Genomic DNA, 16606 nt, shown 5'->3' with positions numbered 1-16606 from the left:
TGATCTGCCCCGGGTAAGTCGGGGCCTAAGGCGAGGCGGAGACGCGTAGCCGATGGACAACAGGTTGAGATTCCTGTACTGCAATGGATCAGAACTGTGGGGACACGGGAGGTAAAGGAAAGCCGGGAAAGGAAAGCCCGGTGAAAGCCGAGGAGGCGTATGCGAGGCAAAACCCGCATGCAAGCCAGAGCGGTGAGAGGAGCGAAACAAAAGTAGCGAAGTTCCGGAGCCTGCCGTCAAGAAAAGCCGCTATAGTGTCCATTGTACCCGTACCGTAAACCGACACAGGTAGATGAGGAGAGAATCCTAAGGCCGGCGGGAGAAGCATTGTCAAGGAACTCGGCAAAATGACCCCGTAACTTCGGGAGAAGGGGTGCCACAGCAATGTGGCCGCAGAGAATAGGCCCAAGCAACTGTTTAGCAAAAACACAGGTCTATGCAAAACCGAAAGGTGAAGTATATGGGCTGACGCCTGCCCGGTGCTGGAAGGTTAAGGGGAGATGTCAGGAAACGAAGCATCGAACTTAAGCCCCAGTAAACGGCGGCCGTAACTATAACGGTCCTAAGGTAGCGAAATTCCTTGTCGGGTAAGTTCCGACCCGCACGAAAGGCGTAATGATTTGGGCGCTGTCTCGACAATGCACCCGGTGAAATTGAAGTGCCAGTGAAGATGCTGGCTACCCGCGCCAGGACGGAAAGACCCCATGGAGCTTTACTCTAGTTTGGCACTGGGATCTGGCATTGCACGTACAGGATAGGTGGGAGGCTGAGAAATGATGACGCCAGTTGTCATGGAGCCGGCGTTGGGATACCACCCCTGCATTGCTAGGTTTCTAACCAGCCGCCGTGATCCGGCGGTGGGACAATGCCAGGCGGGGAGTTTGACTGGGGCGGTCGCCTCCGAAAGGGTATCGGAGGCGCTCAAAGGTTCACTCAGAATGGACGGAAACCATTCGCAGAGCGCAAAGGCAGAAGTGAGCTTGACTGTGACACCGACGGGTGGAACAGGTACGAAAGTAGGACTTAGTGATCCGGTGGCATAAAGTGGGATTGCCATCGCTCAACGGATAAAAGCTACCCTGGGGATAACAGGCTTATCACTCCCAAGAGTTCACATCGACGGAGTGGTTTGGCACCTCGATGTCGGCTCATCGCATCCTGGGGCTGGAGTAGGTCCCAAGGGTTGGGCTGTTCGCCCATTAAAGCGGTACGCGAGCTGGGTTCAGAACGTCGTGAGACAGTTCGGTCCCTATCCGGCGCGGGCGCAGGATATCTGAGAGGAGCCGTCCTTAGTACGAGAGGACCGGGACGGACTGACCTCTGGTGTACCGGCTGGCATGCCAATGCCACGGCCGGGTAGCCAAGTCGGGCAGGGATAAACGCTGAAGGCATCTAAGCGTGAAGCCCCCCTCAAGATGGGATATCCCACTGAGTAATCAGGTAAGACCCCTTGAAGACGACAAGGTTGATAGGCTGGAGATGTAAGTACAGCAATGTATTCAGTTGACCAGTACTAATAGGTCGAGGGCTTAACCGAAGAAAGAAACGGATAGAAAGAGAGTGCCTGAGGAGTTATCCGAAGGTAAGGGATGTAAAAGATAATTTAATGTGCAGTTTTGAAGGGTCAATTACTTCATAGGGGTGTGGTGAAGTGGTATCATAGGGGTCTCCAAAACCTTTGGTGGGAGTTCGATTCTCTCCACCCCTGTTAATTAAAATATATCGCTAAGGCTTTTACGAAGCTTTAGCGATTTTTTTGCAGTAGAATGTTTTATAAGATTTTATACGGAATAGTCAGCGATTTTATAGTCAGCGATTTTAGAGAGAATTTAACAGCATGTACAGACAAAAACATGAATGCAATGAGCAGCTTCGGAAGTATTTGAATGGCTGCCTTAAAGATGTTATCCAAGAAGCAGTTGCTGCCGGAATCCCAATACAGGCGATAGAGCCGGAGGTTGTTATTAATACAAGGGCAAAGTCTTTTTGGGGACGATGTACGGCAGTTATCAGTCGGTCTGCAGCATCCACAGTATATAGAATAGAAGTTACGACAAGGCTGATTGGTACTGATGAATCTAGTATTAAGAATACACTGATGCATGAAGTGATTCATACATGTAAAGGATGCATGAATCACAGTGCTCTTTGGAAAAGGTATGCATCAATTGTTAATGAGAAGTATGGTTATAATGTCAAGCGTGTTACATCATCCGAAGAAAAGGGGATTGATGGGCTTGAATCATCAACCGGAGCATCTGACATTGCTGGTGGCACTGGTGATGGTTCATTCGGCAGAAATGCAATCAGCAGGCGCAGGACAATGCCGGTAAAGTATATTGCGACATGTACGAGCTGCGGCAGGTCACAGGGCTATAAAAGAGCCGGCAAGGTAGTTACAAGACCTCAGAATTACAGATGCAGATGCGGAGGCAGGATTATTATCAGGGGTCTCTAACAAATTGTTTTATGTATACCCTGCAGCGGTAATTACGCAATTGTAATGAAGAAGTAATCAAAATGCCGGCAAAAGGCATATAAAAGCCGACAAAAGTAAAATTACCTCTTCCAATTTTCTGAAAAATGTATATAATAGTGAGAAGAGGAAGACCGCTCGTCCACAATAAGAGAGCGGTATAAGAAAGGAGCTTATATTATTATGAGTACAATGGCAGACAAATTTGAAGAGCTTGGAGTAATTCCTGTAGTAGTTCTTAACGATGCTAAGGATGCACTTCCACTTGCTAAGGCATTATATGAAGGTGGACTTCCATGTGCAGAGGTTACATTCCGTACAGCAGCAGCTGAGGAGTCAATCCGCCTTATGCATGAGGCATATCCGGATATGGTACTTGCAGCCGGTACAGTTCTTACAACAGAGCAGGTTGACCGTGCAGTAGCAGCAGGCGCTTCACTTATCGTTAGCCCTGGATTCGATCCTGAGATCGTAGATTACTGTATTTCAAAGAATATTGAGGTTGTTCCTGGTATCGTAACACCATCAGAGCTTGCTCAGGCAGTTAAGCGTGGTCTTACAAGAGTTAAGTTCTTCCCTGCTGAGGCAGCTGGCGGACTTAAGATGATTAAGGCTATGTGTGCAGCTTACACAACAGTAAGAATTATGCCTACAGGCGGAATCAACGCAAAGAATATCTCAGAGTACCTTGAGTGCGACAAGATCTTCTGCTGCGGTGGTAGCTGGATGGTTAAGGGTGACCTTATCAAGGCTGGCGAGTTTGACAAGATTAAGGATATGACAGCAGAGGCTGTAGCTCTTGTTAAGAAGATTCGTGGCTAATTACTTATAAGGATTAATCAATTATAGAGATTTATTGATTATCAATCCCTCTGGAAGATGTGTTGTATTACAGGCAGCTTTCAGAGGGAATTTTTTGAATATGGAACGGAGATTAGTGTAAAAAATACAGATTGATATCTGATTTTTCACACGCAGGATTTGTGCCCGCACAAACCTGAGATGCCCTGGAAAACGGGCAGAAACGGAGATATGATGAATCTTGTAATCCTTACGGGACCTACGGCAGTCGGTAAGACGGCAGCATCGGTAGAACTTGCAAAACGTATCGGTGGAGAGATAATAAGCGCCGATTCGATGCAGGTATATAAGCATATGGATATCGGAACGGCTAAGATTATGCCGGAAGAGATGCAGGGAGTAAGGCATTTTCTTATAGATGAATATGAGCCTGACGAAGAATTTAATATAGTTAAGTTTCAGGCAGGGGCAAAGCAGGCAATAGAAGAGATTACCGCAAGAGGACATATACCGATTATTGCGGGTGGAACCGGATTTTATATACAATCGGTACTGTATGACGTGGATTTTGATTCTGCAGCGGATGCCGCGTCAGATAATAAGACAGATATTGATGGCAATGAAGAAGCAAAAGCGTACCGCGCGAAGCTGCAGGAGAGGGCAGAAGCCGGAGAACAGGCAGTGCTTCATAAGGAACTTGAAGCAGTGGATCCTGTATCAGCAGAGAACATCCACCCTAATAATGTTAAAAGAGTTATAAGGGCACTTGAATATTACTACCAGACCGGTGAGCCGATATCCAGACATAATGAAGAACAGAGAAATAACAGTTCGCCGTATAATTTTGTATATTTTGTACTTAATGATGACAGAGAGAAGCTGTATAAGAGAATTGATGCAAGAGTTGATAAGATGTTTGAAGCAGGACTTGTTGATGAGGTGAGGATGCTAAGAGACATGGGGTATGACCGTTCATATGTATCTATGCAGGGAATCGGCTATAAGGAGGTTCTTGATTATCTTGATGGCATCTGTACTCTTGAAGAGGCTGTTTATATAATAAAACGTGACACCAGACATTTTGCCAAGAGACAGCTTACATGGTTTAGGCGTGAACGTGATGTGACATGGGTGAACCGGCAGGATTTTGGTAATGACGAAGCGATACTTGACTTTATGATTAATAAATTGCATGATAAAGGAATTATTGAAAGGTGATTGCGTCAGAAGTGATTGCATGAAAAGTGATTGCGTTAAAATTAATTGCAGTTAGAACAGGAATGGAGAATTTGTAATGAATGCAGAACAGTTAGAAAATATGGGAAAAATGTATGAGTCTATGGGGCTTTCAAGGGAGCTTCTTGATTATTCAAAGAAGATTGCTGACAGTCTTAAGCCGAGATTTGATGCCATAGATGAGACTGCGGAGTATAACCAGATGAAGGTTATTGCAGCAATGCAGAAGAACAGGGTATCAGCAGAGCATCTCTACGGAACAACCGGTTACGGATATAATGATGCGGGCCGTGAGACGCTTGAGGCAGTATATGCCGATATCTTCCATACGGAGGATGCACTGGTAAGACCACAGATTACATGTGGAACGCATGCACTTAATGTGGCACTTGCAGCTAATTTAAGACCGGGAGATGAGCTTATGTCACCTGTCGGCAAGCCATATGATACTATGGATGAGATTATAGGAATAAGACCATCCAAGGGAAGCCTTGCCGAGTATGGAATAACATATGCACAGGCAGATCTTAAGCCTGACGGAAGCTTTGATTATGATGCAATAAAGGCGGCAATCAATGAGAGAACAAAGCTTGTGACGATACAGCGTTCTAAGGGTTATGCGCAGAGACCGACACTTTCGGTAGAACGTATAGGAGAGCTTATAGCATTTATAAAATCAATAAAGTCTGATGTAATATGCATGGTAGACAACTGTTACGGAGAATTTGTACAGACGATAGAACCGAGTGATGTCGGGGCTGACCTGATTGTCGGTTCTCTTATTAAGAATCCGGGCGGCGGACTTGCTCCGTGCGGAGGATATATTGCCGGTAAGAAGGAGTATGTTGAGCAGGCAGCTTACAGGCTTACATCTCCGGGACTTGGCAAGGAGGTTGGTGCTACGCTTGGAGTTAACCAGTCATTCTTTCAGGGACTTTTCATGGCACCGGTAGTTACTGCAGGAGCACTTAAGGGAGCAATATTTGCGGCTAATCTGTATGAAAGGCTCGGATTTAAGGTTATTCCTAACGGAAGCGAGCCGAGATTTGATATCATTCAGGCGATTGAGCTTGGCTCTGCCGAGGGACTTATCGCATTCTGCAAGGGTATTCAGGCAGCAGCACCGGTTGACAGCTATGTTACTCCTGAACCATGGGATATGCCGGGGTACGATTCGGAGGTCATTATGGCAGCAGGTGCATTCGTACAGGGCTCATCAATCGAACTCAGTGCAGATGGTCCGTTAAGAGAGCCATATTCAGTATTCTTCCAGGGCGGACTTACATGGTACCATGCAAAGCTTGGTATTATGATGAGCCTTCAGAAGATGATTGATGCAGGAGTGGTGACATTGCGATGAGAGAGAATCTTAAGAAAATGTTTTCGTACTATAAGCCGTACATGAATGTGTTCATTGCAGACATGTTCTTCGCATTCGGTGCTGCGGCTGTAGCACTCTCGATTCCCATAATAATAAGATATATAACATCAACGGTTCTGTATTATGATGATGCAACGGCATTCAGGACTATTGCAGAGCTGGGAGTGCTAATGGTTGTGCTCGTTGCTGTCCAGTGCTGGTGTAATTTCTTTATATCCAATTACGGACATGTTATGGGAGCACGTATGGAGTATGATATGCGTGCGGAGGTATTTGCACATTACCAGAAGCTTTCATTCTCATTCTTTGATAATCAGAAGGTCGGACAGCTTATGGCAAGAATCACAACGGATTTGTTTGACATAAGCGAGCTTCTGCATCACGGTCCTGAGAATATTGTGATATCTCTTATTAAGATAACCGGTGCATTTATAATTCTTATGACAATCAGCCCGTATCTGGCGGTTGCTGCATTTGCACTGGTGCCGTTTATGTTTGTGTATGCATATGTGTTCAACAGGAAGATGAAACGTGCATTCAGACGCAACAGGGAAGAGATTGCGGGAATTAACGCGCAGATAGAAGATAATCTGTCGGGAATGCGTGTTGTTAAGTCTTTTGCCAATGAGGATATTGAAAAAGAGAAGTTTGCAATAGGCAACAACGGATTTCTTGCAGCCAAAAGAGAAAGCTACAGATACATGGGCGGATATCAGGCCGGACTCAGCTCATTTACAATAATGATTCAGGTTGTTGTAATTATTGCAGGCTCTGTATTCATTAAGAAGGGGCTTGTGAGCATTACAGACCTTGTTACATTTATCCTATATATTAATGTATTCACAGACCCGATTAAGACGCTGATTGACTTCACTGAGCAGTTCCAGAACGGTTATTCGGGCTTCGAGAGGTTCATGGAGATACTTAATATTGAACCGGACATAGCAGACAGACCGGATGCAAAGACTATAAGCAATGTACGCGGTGAGATTGAATTTGATGATGTATCATTCAAATATGAACAGGATACGCAGACGGTTCTCAATCATATTAATCTGAAGGTCAGTGCGGGTGAATATGCAGCACTCGTAGGTTCTTCGGGAGCGGGCAAGACAACGCTTTGCAGCCTGATACCGAGATTTTATGATGTTACAGAAGGCAGTGTTAAGCTTGACGGTACTGACGTAAGGGATATTAAGCTTAAGAGCCTGCGCGGTAATATCGGAATAGTGCAGCAGGATGTGTATCTTTTTGCAGGAACTGTATTTGAGAATATCAGATATGGAAAGCCTGATGCAACGAGGGAAGAAGTTATTGAGGCGGCAAAGAATGCCAATGCACATGAATTTATCATGTCACTTCCGGACGGGTATGATACCGATATCGGGCAGAGAGGCGTTAAGCTGTCCGGAGGCCAGAAACAGAGACTTTCAATAGCAAGGGTATTTTTGAAGAATCCTCCGGTACTTATATTTGATGAGGCAACATCAGCACTTGATAATGAAAGTGAGAAGGTTGTACAGGAGTCACTTGAGAAGCTTGCAAAGAACAGAACAACGCTTGTCATCGCGCACAGACTGTCAACAATTAAGAATGCGGGGAGAATACTTGTGCTTACTGATGACGGAATTGCGGAGGAAGGCACACATGATGAACTCATAGCCAAAGCTGGAATATACAGGCATCTGTATGAGCTGCAGTTCAGGGAATAGAGTTACGGAACAGAGATATTTGCAAAATTATGCTTGCAAAACAGACTTCTATATGTTATTTTAGAATAGTTGTGAAAAGAAGAGATGGTCCTCTGTTACGCAAGTATTACGAACATCAAGATTATTAAGGAGGTCACACATGAGCGAAATTATTAAGGAAATCGAGTCTGCACAGCTTAAGGCAGAGGCTCCACAGTTCAACGTAGGTGATACAGTAAGAGTATCAGCTAAGATTAAGGAAGGCAACAGAGAGAGAATCCAGGTATTCGAGGGTACTGTTCTTAAGAGACAGGGAACAGGCGTTCGCGAGACATTCACAGTAAGAAAGAATTCTAACGGCGTTGGCGTTGAGAAGACATGGCCTGTACATTCTCCAATCGTTGAGAAGGTTGAGGTTGTTCGTCATGGTAAGGTTAGAAGAGCAAAGCTTAACTACTTAAGAGAGAGAACAGGTAAGAGCGCTAAGGTTAAGGAACGTGTAACGAGATAATTCCTGCCGGATTTTATTAATAAGTGTCTGCGTGAGGCAGACTGAAAAGGGACATATACTTAAGACGGGTATTTGTCCCTTTTTGTAATATAAGAGAGGGACAAAGCTATGAGCGGTTTCAGAAGAAGATACAAAGAGAATACGACACTTCAGCGGATGGCAAAACTGATTGCTGACACGATAATTGTTATATGTGCAGCGTATATGGTTATGGCACTTCTTTGTACAAGGGCACATATTATAGGTAATTCGATGAATGACCTTCTTAGCAACGGACAGACGGTGCTTATTAACAAGCTGCCGTATGCATTTACATCGCCAAAGAGGTATGATGTTATAGCATTTGAAGCATCAGGAGTAAGCTCATCGAGAATATATGTGAAGCGTGTCATAGGACTGCCGGGAGAGACAGTACAGATTAAAGACGGTAAGGTATATATTAACGGAAAGCAGCTTGAGGATGATGTCGTAGATTCAGACATACTTACGGCGGGACTTGCTGCAGAACCTGTCATACTTGGAATGGATGAATATTTTGTACTGGGTGACAACCGTAACAACAGTGAGGACAGCAGATTTTCCAATATAGCAATGGTGAAGAGAGATAATATTATCGGAAGCGTGTGGGCTGTAATGTCACCGCTCAGAGATTTTAAATTTATATAGAGAAAAGGAGCAGATGATGAACTACCAGTGGTATCCCGGTCATATGACCAAGGCAAAGAGAATGATGGAAGAGAATATCAAGCTTATTGACCTCGTTATTGAGATAGTTGATGCGAGAATTCCTTTGAGCAGCCGTAATCCTGATATTGATTCTCTTGCAGTTAACAAATCAAGAATGATACTTCTTAATAAATGTGACTTAGCATCCGATAAAGTTAATGATGAATGGGTCAGATATTTTACTGACAGGGGCTTCATTGTGCTTAAGATTAATGCGAAGAACGGAACCGGAATACGCAATGTCAATCCGATGATTCTTGAGGCATGCAAAGAAAAGATTGAAAGAGACAGACGCAGGGGGATAAAGAACCGCCCGGTGCGCTGTATGGTTGTCGGAATACCTAATGTAGGCAAGTCAACATTTATCAATGCAATCGTAGGAAAGGCATGTACAAAGACTGGCAACAAGCCGGGGGTTACCAAGGGCAAGCAGTGGATTGCACTCAGTAAACAGATTGAGCTTCTGGATACACCGGGAATTCTGTGGCCTAAGTTCGATGACGAGAAGATTGGCATGAACCTCGCATTTATCGGTTCAATCAATGATGAGATTCTTCATATGGATGAGCTTGCATGTTCACTGATTAAGATTCTTCAGAGTGATTATCCAGGAACACTTGCGTCAAGATATGGAATTGAGGAGACAGCAGAGGAAGCGCCGCATGATATCCTTGCAAAGGCGGCAGTGGCAAGAAGCTGTATAAGAAAGGGCGGAGAGCCTGATACTGATAAAGCGGCTGATATGATAATTGATGATTACAGAGCAGGACGTCTTGGCAGGATATCGCTTGAGCGTCCGGAAGATGGAGACATTCTTAATGGATGAGGCAAAAAGACAGGCAAAGCTTGAAAAAGAGCGTGAGAGAATAGAAGCACTCTGTGAATTTGAAAAGGAATACGATTACTGCCAGTATATATGCGGAATTGATGAAGTGGGAAGAGGACCGCTTGCAGGACCGGTTGTGGCAGGAGCGGTTGTACTTCCGAAGGGCTGCCGCATATTGTATATTAATGATTCCAAGAAGCTGAGTGAGAAGAAGCGCAATGAGCTGTATGAGGTTATATCCGGAGAAGCTGTAAGCGTTGGAATAGGAATTGCATCGCCTGAACGTATAGACGAGATTAACATTCTTCAGGCTACATATGAGGCAATGCGTATGGCAATCAGCAAGTTGAGCGTTGTGCCTGACATACTGCTTAATGATGCTGTTACGATTCCGCAGGTTGATATACGGCAGGTTCCGATCATAAAGGGCGATGCTAAGAGTATAACTATAGGTGCTGCAAGCATTATGGCAAAGGTAACGAGGGATGCCATGATGACAGATTATGACAGCATCTATCCGGAATACGGTTTTGCACGCAACAAGGGATACGGAACGAAAGAGCATATTGCGGCACTTAAGGAGTTTGGCCCATCACCGATTCACAGACATACATTTATTAAGAACTTTGTTAAAGAGGTTTAACAGAAAGTAAAGGAAGATAATGATTAATGTCAATGGACATAATGACAGGCAGATGTACAATGGACAGGCGCAGGGAGGGGTTAATGCCGATGCATCGGGCAATGTACATGTAAGTGCAGTGCGTCCCGGAGGTTCGGTGACTTCTTCTGATGCGTCAAAGCTTGTGACCGATATAAGGAATCTTATGACGGGGGATGCGTTCTCTGGAGAGGTGGCATCACTTGACAACGGAGTTGTTACAATTAAGCTTGCGGATGGTTCACAGCTCAGTGCGTCTTTGCAGAATCAGGTTAATAATATTACACCGGGACAGAACCTTACATTTGTAGTAACCCGGAATAACGGCAATACAGTCCTGCTTAAGCCTATGGCACAGGATATGCAGTCATCTTATATTGCAGCTAAGGCACTTGAGGCAGCAGGACTTGCAGATATACCTGCTAATGAAGAGATGGTTCATGAACTGCTCAATCAGAATATGTCAATCAGCGCACAGACGCTTAATGACATGGCGAAGCTTGCGGCAAAGTATCCTGATGCGGGGACGGATACGCTTGTAAGGCTTAATAAGCTTGGAATCCCTGTGACACAGGAGAATATCCGGCAGTTTGAAGCCTACAGCTCATATGAGAGCAGCATATCAGATGATATCTCATCGCTTGGCAGCGGGATTGCCGACAGGCTTTCACAGATTGCGTCGGGGCAGGGTTCAGCAGAGGCGGCACAGCTTATGCAGACCGTTACCGATATCCTGTATGGTCAGAATGCAGACGGAAGTGTACATGTGGTGAATGCAGATGCAGATTCAGGTACAGCGCAGACGGAGGCTTCACAGGCCGGGGCTGCCGAAGCTTACAAGAATACGGGAGTTGGAGTATTGGTTAATGCTGAGACAAGGAATGCTCTTGCAGGAATGATTGAGGATACATTCGGAAGCATACCGCAGAATCTGGCACAGGGGCTTGCTGATGGTCAGATGACCGCACAGGAATTCATGAACACGCTAAGCGGCATGATGTCATCATCAGATGTTGACGCAGAGAAGCTGTCAAAGCTCCTGTCATCAGATGGCTATAAAGAGATGTTCGGAATGGTTATGCGCGATACCATGCGCCTGTCACCCTCAGATATCCAAAAGAAGGATGCAATAAGTGAATTTTATGAGAAGGTGCGCAATAATGCAGGGAAGCTTGCTGATGCACTGGGGGAAAAAACACAGGAAAAGCAGGACTCACAGCTTTCCAAGGCTCTTAATAATATACGAAATAATGTTGAGTTCATGAATGACCTGAACCGCAACATGACCTATTTTCAGATGCCTGTTAGGTTCTCGGAGAATAATGCCAATGGAGAGCTGTATGTATTCACCAATAAGAAAAAGCTTGCAAAGAAGGGCGATGACGTGAGTGCACTGCTGCATCTTGATATGGAACATCTCGGACCTATGGATATATATGTAAAGCTTAAGGGAAAGAATGTGTCGACTAATTTCTGTCTTGAGAGTGAAGAGATGCTTGATTTTGTATATGCACATATTGACCAGCTTAACGACAGGCTTGAGAAACTCGGTCTTAACTGCCATTTTGACATGAAGGTCAGGGAGCCGGAGGAGCAGTTTGACTTTGTGCAGGATTTTGTTGATGCAGATGTTCCTAAGATGGCACCGACAACCCAGTTTGTGTTTGACAGAAAGGCATAGGTATGGATAGAAGCCCGATGAATAATCCAAAGGATGATAACCTGAATAACAGCAATAACAGTAATAACAGTAATAAGGTTGCCGTGGCACTGTCATATGAAGCCGGTGAACAGGCACCGAGAATTATTGCAAGCGGCAGGGGATATCTTGCTGACCAGATTATTGAAAAGTCAAAAGAATCGGATGTTCCGGTATATCAGGACAATAAGCTTGCGTCAACACTTGCCAAGCTTGAGATTGGTGATATGATTCCTCCCGAACTGTACGGAGTTGTGGCAGAGATACTCGTGTTTGTTGATGATATGGACAGGTTAAGAGCCAAGGTAAAGAAAAAATGATAAATAAAAGACAGAGGGGAGCAGAATATGAGGAACTTGCGGCAAAGTATCTTATCTCAAAAGGATACAGGATTCTTGAGCGCAATTATTCTGACAGAGCGGGTGAGATAGACATTATTGCATCTAAGGACGGGATGCTCATATTCTGTGAAGTCAAATACCGGGGAGGTACCGGCTACGGAAGTGCACTTGAAGCAGTTACTTTGCGCAAACAGCACAGAATCTGCCGCACGGCAATGCACTATTATGCATATCATGGCTGCGCGCAGGGGATACAGTGCAGATTTGATGTTATTGCGATTGACGGTAATGAGATTGAACATATTGAGAATGCATTTGAATATGTGTGAGATTGGAATGGAGACTGGCTATGAATAAAATTCCTGCAATAAAATATATAAATCCATCAAACACCACGGTTATCCGTAACACCAACGGTGTGGCATACATCCAGAGCCGTGCACTTGCGGATATTGAGTATGTTAAACATTCATTTTCGACGAGACTTGGAGGAGTGAGCGGGGGAATATGGTCTTCGATGAATCTCAACTTTGGAAGGGGAGATGACGAGGCGAATGTGCTTGCCAACTTCAGGCTGTATGCAGAGGCAACGGGAACTGATGTTGATAATATGGTCTATTCAATGCAGACACATACAACTAATGTTATCCGTGTCGGCAGGGCTGACTGCGGCAATGGTGTCACGAAACCGCAGCGGTTTAATGATGTTGACGGGCTTGTAACCAATGAACCGGGAGTGTGCCTTGTAACAACGTATGCAGATTGTGTACCGCTGTATTTTGTTGATACGAAGAACCGGGCGATAGGACTTTCACATTCGGGATGGCGTGGAACCGTAGGTAACATTACACAGGTGACGGTCAGTCTTATGAGAAGTGAATTCGGAACAAAGCCTGAAGATATTATTGCATTTATCGGTCCAAGCATCTGTAAGAGCTGCTATGAGGTAAGCGGGGATGTGGCGGATAAGTTCAAAGCTGCGTACTCGGCGGAAGAGATAGAAGATATACTGACTGATAAGGGTATGATTAACAAAGAACACAAATATCTCCTGAATCTTCATGCGGCTAATGTGGCTAATATGGTGAATGCGGGAATACCGGCAGATAATATAAATGTGACTGACATATGCACCTGCTGCAATCCTGACTTCCTGTATTCTCACAGGGCATCAGGAGGCAGACGTGGCGGCTTATGTGCATTTCTTGAATTAAGATGATTAAGAAAGATCTTAATCAGAACTTTTTCTTAGGCTTGCTTGTTGTCTTAATGAGAAGCCATAATATCAGACCAAGACCTCCGATTGTGACAACGATTCCGAGAACATATCCGAACAGCTCCGAGAACATAGAAGTATCAGTAAAATGCTCTTTCATCTGGCTGTAGGATACGTTGTCGACTATATCCTTTGCAACACCGGCTGCATCTTCGTTGAATATATAAGTTGTTGTATCGTTAGGATCACCCGCACTCGGAAGCTTGGTCTGGAGAGCTATTGATATCTCACAGCCTTCGGCTATCGTATAATATTTGCGGGAATATACGGTTGTCTCATCGGTTGTTGTACAGAAGTCAGCAACAAAATATATTCCTGAAGGACCATTGTAGCGGGATACGGAGTAGACAGTGTCATACTCGGCCTGCCTGCAGTGGTTCTCATATTCTTCAAAGGCTTCAGCAAGCTCATCAGATGACATATCACTGTAATTCTTAAGCCCATCTTTCTTGACACCACCAAGGATTACTTCATAAGAGAGATTCTCAGGCATTGCCTCAAGATAAAGATTATTCTTGTCGAACATTATTCTGAGCTGGTCAGCAGAAGCATTAATCCTGCTTAAGTTCGGGTCGGCAGATGTTACGCTGTTGGTGAATGTTATCATTGACTTTGGAACACGGATTCTGGTATTAATCTGTGCAAATGTATAATCTGTGTATTCTCCGGAGCCGGAGGCTTCATCGGATGCGGAAGCTGCGGAAGAAGAGTCAGCTGCGCTGGCTGTTACGCTTCCCGTCATTAATGATGCAAGTGTTATGGCAGCGGCGGCAAGACAACCGGCTGCTGTTTTTATTATTCTGTTATAATGCATATTTTGTTAAGTCCTCTCAAATAATGAAATACAAATATATTCCGAATATAGCATAATATTTTGCAAAAATCAATTTTGTATGATATTATTTAATCGTATGTTTAGATTTAGCAATAGATTCAGCATATCGATCAGTATTAATAAAGAAAGGTATAGATAGATATGAGCAAACCGATAGTTGCCGTGGTCGGAAGACCTAATGTCGGCAAATCAACACTGTTTAATGTACTTGCCGGAAGAAAGATATCAATTGTCAAGGATACGCCGGGTGTTACAAGAGACAGAATATATGCAGATGTGAACTGGCTGGACAAGTCATTTACATTGATTGATACAGGCGGTATTGAGCCTGATTCAAAGGATATTATCCTCTCACAGATGAGAGAGCAGGCACAGATTGCCATAGATACGGCAGATGTAATTATGTTTATTACTGATGTGCGGCAGGGACTTGTAGATGCAGATGCCAAGGTGGCTGATATGCTCAGGCGTTCAAGCAAGCCGGTAATCTTAGTTGTCAACAAGGTAGATAATTTTGAAAAGTTTATGCCTGATGTGTATGAATTCTATAATCTTGGAATAGGCGATCCTGTGCCTATATCAGCAGAGTCACAGCTTGGAATAGGCGATCTGCTTGATGAGGTTATAAGCCATTTTCCTGAAGGAAGTGCTGATGAGGAAGAGGATGAGCGCCCTAAGATAGCCATAGTAGGTAAGCCTAATGTCGGCAAGTCATCAATAATCAACAAGCTGACCGGAGACCAGAGAGTAATTGTATCTGATATTGCGGGCACAACAAGAGATGCAATTGATACGGACGTTAAGTTCAACGGCAAAGAATATGTATTTATTGACACGGCAGGACTCAGACGTAAGAATAAGATTAAGGAAGAACTTGAGAGATACAGTATCATCAGAACTGTAAGCGCAGTAGAACGTGCCGATGTTGTAATTATTGTTATTGACGCAACAGAGGGTGTTACCGAACAGGATGCCAAGATTGCAGGTATTGCGCATGAGCGTGGCAAGGGTATTATTGTTGCCGTTAATAAGTGGGATGCAATTGAGAAGAATGACAAGACTATGAATGAACATACGAAGAAGATTAAAGATGTTCTTTCATTTATGCCATATGCGGAGATTCTTTTTGTGTCAGCAGTTACGGGACAGAGACTCAATAAGATATATGAGCTTATTGATGAGATTATCGACAGCAGGACTATGAGAGTGCAGACCGGTGTGCTTAATGAGATTCTGACTGAAGCAGTTGCAATGCAGCAGCCGCCTACGGATAAGGGTAAGAGACTTAAGCTTTACTACATTACACAGGTTGCGGTAGGACCTCCTACATTCGTAATATTTGTTAATGACAAGAAGCTTATGCATTTTTCATACACAAGATATATAGAGAACAGAATACGTGATACATTCGGATTCAGAGGTACGGCTCTGCATTTCATAATACGTGAACGCAAGGAGAAGGATGCCTGATTATGGAAAGAATAATTTGCTTGGTAATTGGATATGTGTTTGGACTTTTCCAGACAGGATATATATACGGAAGACTGAATCATATTGATATACGTGAGTACGGAAGCGGCAATGCAGGTACAACTAATGTTATGAGAACACTTGGCAGGAAGGCAGGCTTTATAACATATTTCGGTGATGCACTTAAGGCAGTTCTCTGCATTATACTTATTCATTTCCTGTTTGGAGTAAAGCATCCTGATATTGAATTTCTACTGGTGCTCTATGCGGGACTTGGTGTAATACTTGGACATAATTTTCCATTCTATCTGGGATTCCGCGGTGGTAAGGGAATAGCCACAACTTCGGGAGTTATTCTTTCACTTCTTCCGTACAATTGGATGCTTGCGGTGCTCGCATTTTCAACATTCATGATTGTGACATTTGTATCCAGATATGTATCACTTGGCTCACTTGTAATGGTGACAGGTTTCTTTATAGAATTTGTTGTGTTCGGACAGCTGGGAATGCTCAATGTGCTTCCTGAGCATCTTGCAGAGGCATATATAATTGCATTTATAATAACTGCACTTGCGTTTATCAGACACAGAGCTAATATTAAGAGACTTATGACCGGAACAGAGCGTAAGATTGGACATAAAAATAAAGCATAATAAAGCTTGGAGGAACGAGGATT

At 44.1% G+C, this 16606-nt stretch carries 16 protein-coding genes, 1 tRNA gene and 1 rRNA gene (1 of these 18 only partly in view); 17 read left to right on the top strand and 1 reads right to left on the bottom strand.

Features of this window, described 5'->3' with window-relative positions:
• The 15 genes from NQ488_07905 to pgeF form a co-directional block, all read left to right on the top strand.
• A 23S ribosomal RNA gene (locus NQ488_07905) occupies positions 1–1537 on the top strand; it begins 1353 nt to the left of the window's first position.
• Between the two features lie 100 nt (positions 1538–1637).
• Positions 1638–1708: transfer RNA gene (locus NQ488_07900), tRNA-Trp, on the top strand.
• Positions 1709–1837: 129 nt separating this feature from the next.
• Positions 1838–2458 (top strand): SprT-like domain-containing protein, encoded by a 621-nt coding sequence (locus NQ488_07895; GenBank protein ID UWN94518.1) that lies wholly within the window; start codon positions 1838–1840, stop codon positions 2456–2458.
• 201 nt (positions 2459–2659) lie between these two features.
• Positions 2660–3298, top strand: a complete 639-nt coding sequence (locus NQ488_07890) for a bifunctional 4-hydroxy-2-oxoglutarate aldolase/2-dehydro-3-deoxy-phosphogluconate aldolase (GenBank protein ID UWN94517.1) — start codon at positions 2660–2662, stop codon at positions 3296–3298.
• 210 nt (positions 3299–3508) lie between these two features.
• Positions 3509–4495, top strand: a complete 987-nt coding sequence (gene miaA, locus NQ488_07885; protein ID UWN94516.1) for a tRNA (adenosine(37)-N6)-dimethylallyltransferase MiaA — start codon at positions 3509–3511, stop codon at positions 4493–4495.
• Positions 4496–4595: 100 nt separating this feature from the next.
• A complete protein-coding gene (locus NQ488_07880; GenBank protein UWN97127.1) occupies positions 4596–5873 on the top strand; it encodes a methionine gamma-lyase family protein in 1278 nt (425 codons plus the stop codon).
• The gene (locus tag NQ488_07875; protein ID UWN94515.1) at positions 5870–7606 is read left to right on the top strand and encodes an ABC transporter ATP-binding protein/permease; all 1737 of its coding nucleotides are present in this window, start codon (positions 5870–5872) and stop codon (positions 7604–7606) included. Before NQ488_07880 ends, NQ488_07875 begins: the two co-directional genes overlap by 4 nt.
• A gap of 139 nt (positions 7607–7745) precedes the next feature.
• Complete coding sequence (gene rplS / locus NQ488_07870; protein UWN94514.1) at positions 7746–8096, top strand: 50S ribosomal protein L19; 351 nt, start codon at positions 7746–7748, stop codon at positions 8094–8096.
• Positions 8097–8204: 108 nt separating this feature from the next.
• Positions 8205–8762, top strand: a complete 558-nt coding sequence (lepB, locus tag NQ488_07865; GenBank protein ID UWN94513.1) for a signal peptidase I — start codon at positions 8205–8207, stop codon at positions 8760–8762.
• A 16-nt stretch (positions 8763–8778) separates the two neighbouring features.
• On the top strand, positions 8779–9648 hold the full coding sequence (gene ylqF, locus NQ488_07860) for a ribosome biogenesis GTPase YlqF (protein ID UWN97126.1): 870 nt from the start codon (positions 8779–8781) through the stop codon (positions 9646–9648).
• Complete coding sequence (locus NQ488_07855) at positions 9626–10291, top strand: ribonuclease HII (protein UWN94512.1); 666 nt, start codon at positions 9626–9628, stop codon at positions 10289–10291. Before ylqF ends, NQ488_07855 begins: the two co-directional genes overlap by 23 nt.
• Positions 10292–10310: 19 nt before the next feature.
• On the top strand, positions 10311–11990 hold the full coding sequence (locus tag NQ488_07850; protein UWN94511.1) for a flagellar hook-length control protein FliK: 1680 nt from the start codon (positions 10311–10313) through the stop codon (positions 11988–11990).
• Between the two features lie 17 nt (positions 11991–12007).
• On the top strand, positions 12008–12328 hold the full coding sequence (locus NQ488_07845; protein ID UWN94510.1) for an EscU/YscU/HrcU family type III secretion system export apparatus switch protein: 321 nt from the start codon (positions 12008–12010) through the stop codon (positions 12326–12328).
• Positions 12328–12678 carry a YraN family protein gene (locus tag NQ488_07840; GenBank protein UWN97125.1) on the top strand — a complete coding sequence of 117 codons (351 nt, stop codon included), beginning with the start codon at positions 12328–12330 and terminating at the stop codon, positions 12676–12678. Before NQ488_07845 ends, NQ488_07840 begins: the two co-directional genes overlap by 1 nt.
• Before the next feature lie 20 nt (positions 12679–12698).
• The gene (gene pgeF / locus NQ488_07835) at positions 12699–13568 is read left to right on the top strand and encodes a peptidoglycan editing factor PgeF (protein UWN94509.1); all 870 of its coding nucleotides are present in this window, start codon (positions 12699–12701) and stop codon (positions 13566–13568) included.
• A gap of 16 nt (positions 13569–13584) precedes the next feature.
• On the opposite strand, the gene NQ488_07830 is transcribed toward pgeF, so the two are convergent.
• Positions 13585–14439, bottom strand: coding sequence for a hypothetical protein (locus tag NQ488_07830; protein UWN94508.1), 855 nt, complete (start codon positions 14437–14439; stop codon positions 13585–13587).
• Between the two features lie 162 nt (positions 14440–14601).
• Here NQ488_07830 and der point away from each other — a divergent pair, with 162 nt between their 5' ends.
• A complete protein-coding gene (gene der / locus NQ488_07825) occupies positions 14602–15930 on the top strand; it encodes a ribosome biogenesis GTPase Der (GenBank protein UWN94507.1) in 1329 nt (442 codons plus the stop codon).
• 2 nt (positions 15931–15932) lie between these two features.
• Positions 15933–16583, top strand: a complete 651-nt coding sequence (plsY, locus tag NQ488_07820) for a glycerol-3-phosphate 1-O-acyltransferase PlsY (protein ID UWN94506.1) — start codon at positions 15933–15935, stop codon at positions 16581–16583.
• Positions 16584–16606 lie beyond the last annotated feature (23 nt).

The organism is [Bacteroides] pectinophilus (assembly GCA_025146925.1).
Classification (GTDB): Bacteria; Bacillota; Clostridia; order Lachnospirales; family Lachnospiraceae; genus Bacteroides_F; species Bacteroides_F pectinophilus.
Note: the sequence above shows the minus strand (reverse complement) of the source record. Positions and strands in the feature narration are given on the sequence as shown.

Coding starts and splice junctions, on each gene's coding strand:
- NQ488_07890 (UWN94517.1), top strand. CDS start 2,660: ATGAGTACAATGGCAGACAAATTTGAAGAGCTTGGAGTAATTCCTGTA.
- rplS (UWN94514.1), top strand. CDS start 7,746: ATGAGCGAAATTATTAAGGAAATCGAGTCTGCACAGCTTAAGGCAGAG.
- NQ488_07845 (UWN94510.1), top strand. CDS start 12,008: ATGAATAATCCAAAGGATGATAACCTGAATAACAGCAATAACAGTAAT.
- NQ488_07850 (UWN94511.1), top strand. CDS start 10,311: ATGATTAATGTCAATGGACATAATGACAGGCAGATGTACAATGGACAG.
- miaA (UWN94516.1), top strand. CDS start 3,509: ATGATGAATCTTGTAATCCTTACGGGACCTACGGCAGTCGGTAAGACG.
- lepB (UWN94513.1), top strand. CDS start 8,205: ATGAGCGGTTTCAGAAGAAGATACAAAGAGAATACGACACTTCAGCGG.
- NQ488_07855 (UWN94512.1), top strand. CDS start 9,626: ATGGAGACATTCTTAATGGATGAGGCAAAAAGACAGGCAAAGCTTGAA.
- ylqF (UWN97126.1), top strand. CDS start 8,779: ATGAACTACCAGTGGTATCCCGGTCATATGACCAAGGCAAAGAGAATG.
- plsY (UWN94506.1), top strand. CDS start 15,933: ATGGAAAGAATAATTTGCTTGGTAATTGGATATGTGTTTGGACTTTTC.
- der (UWN94507.1), top strand. CDS start 14,602: ATGAGCAAACCGATAGTTGCCGTGGTCGGAAGACCTAATGTCGGCAAA.
- NQ488_07880 (UWN97127.1), top strand. CDS start 4,596: ATGGGAAAAATGTATGAGTCTATGGGGCTTTCAAGGGAGCTTCTTGAT.
- NQ488_07895 (UWN94518.1), top strand. CDS start 1,838: ATGTACAGACAAAAACATGAATGCAATGAGCAGCTTCGGAAGTATTTG.
- pgeF (UWN94509.1), top strand. CDS start 12,699: ATGAATAAAATTCCTGCAATAAAATATATAAATCCATCAAACACCACG.
- NQ488_07830 (UWN94508.1), bottom strand. CDS start 14,439: ATGCATTATAACAGAATAATAAAAACAGCAGCCGGTTGTCTTGCCGCC.
- NQ488_07875 (UWN94515.1), top strand. CDS start 5,870: ATGAGAGAGAATCTTAAGAAAATGTTTTCGTACTATAAGCCGTACATG.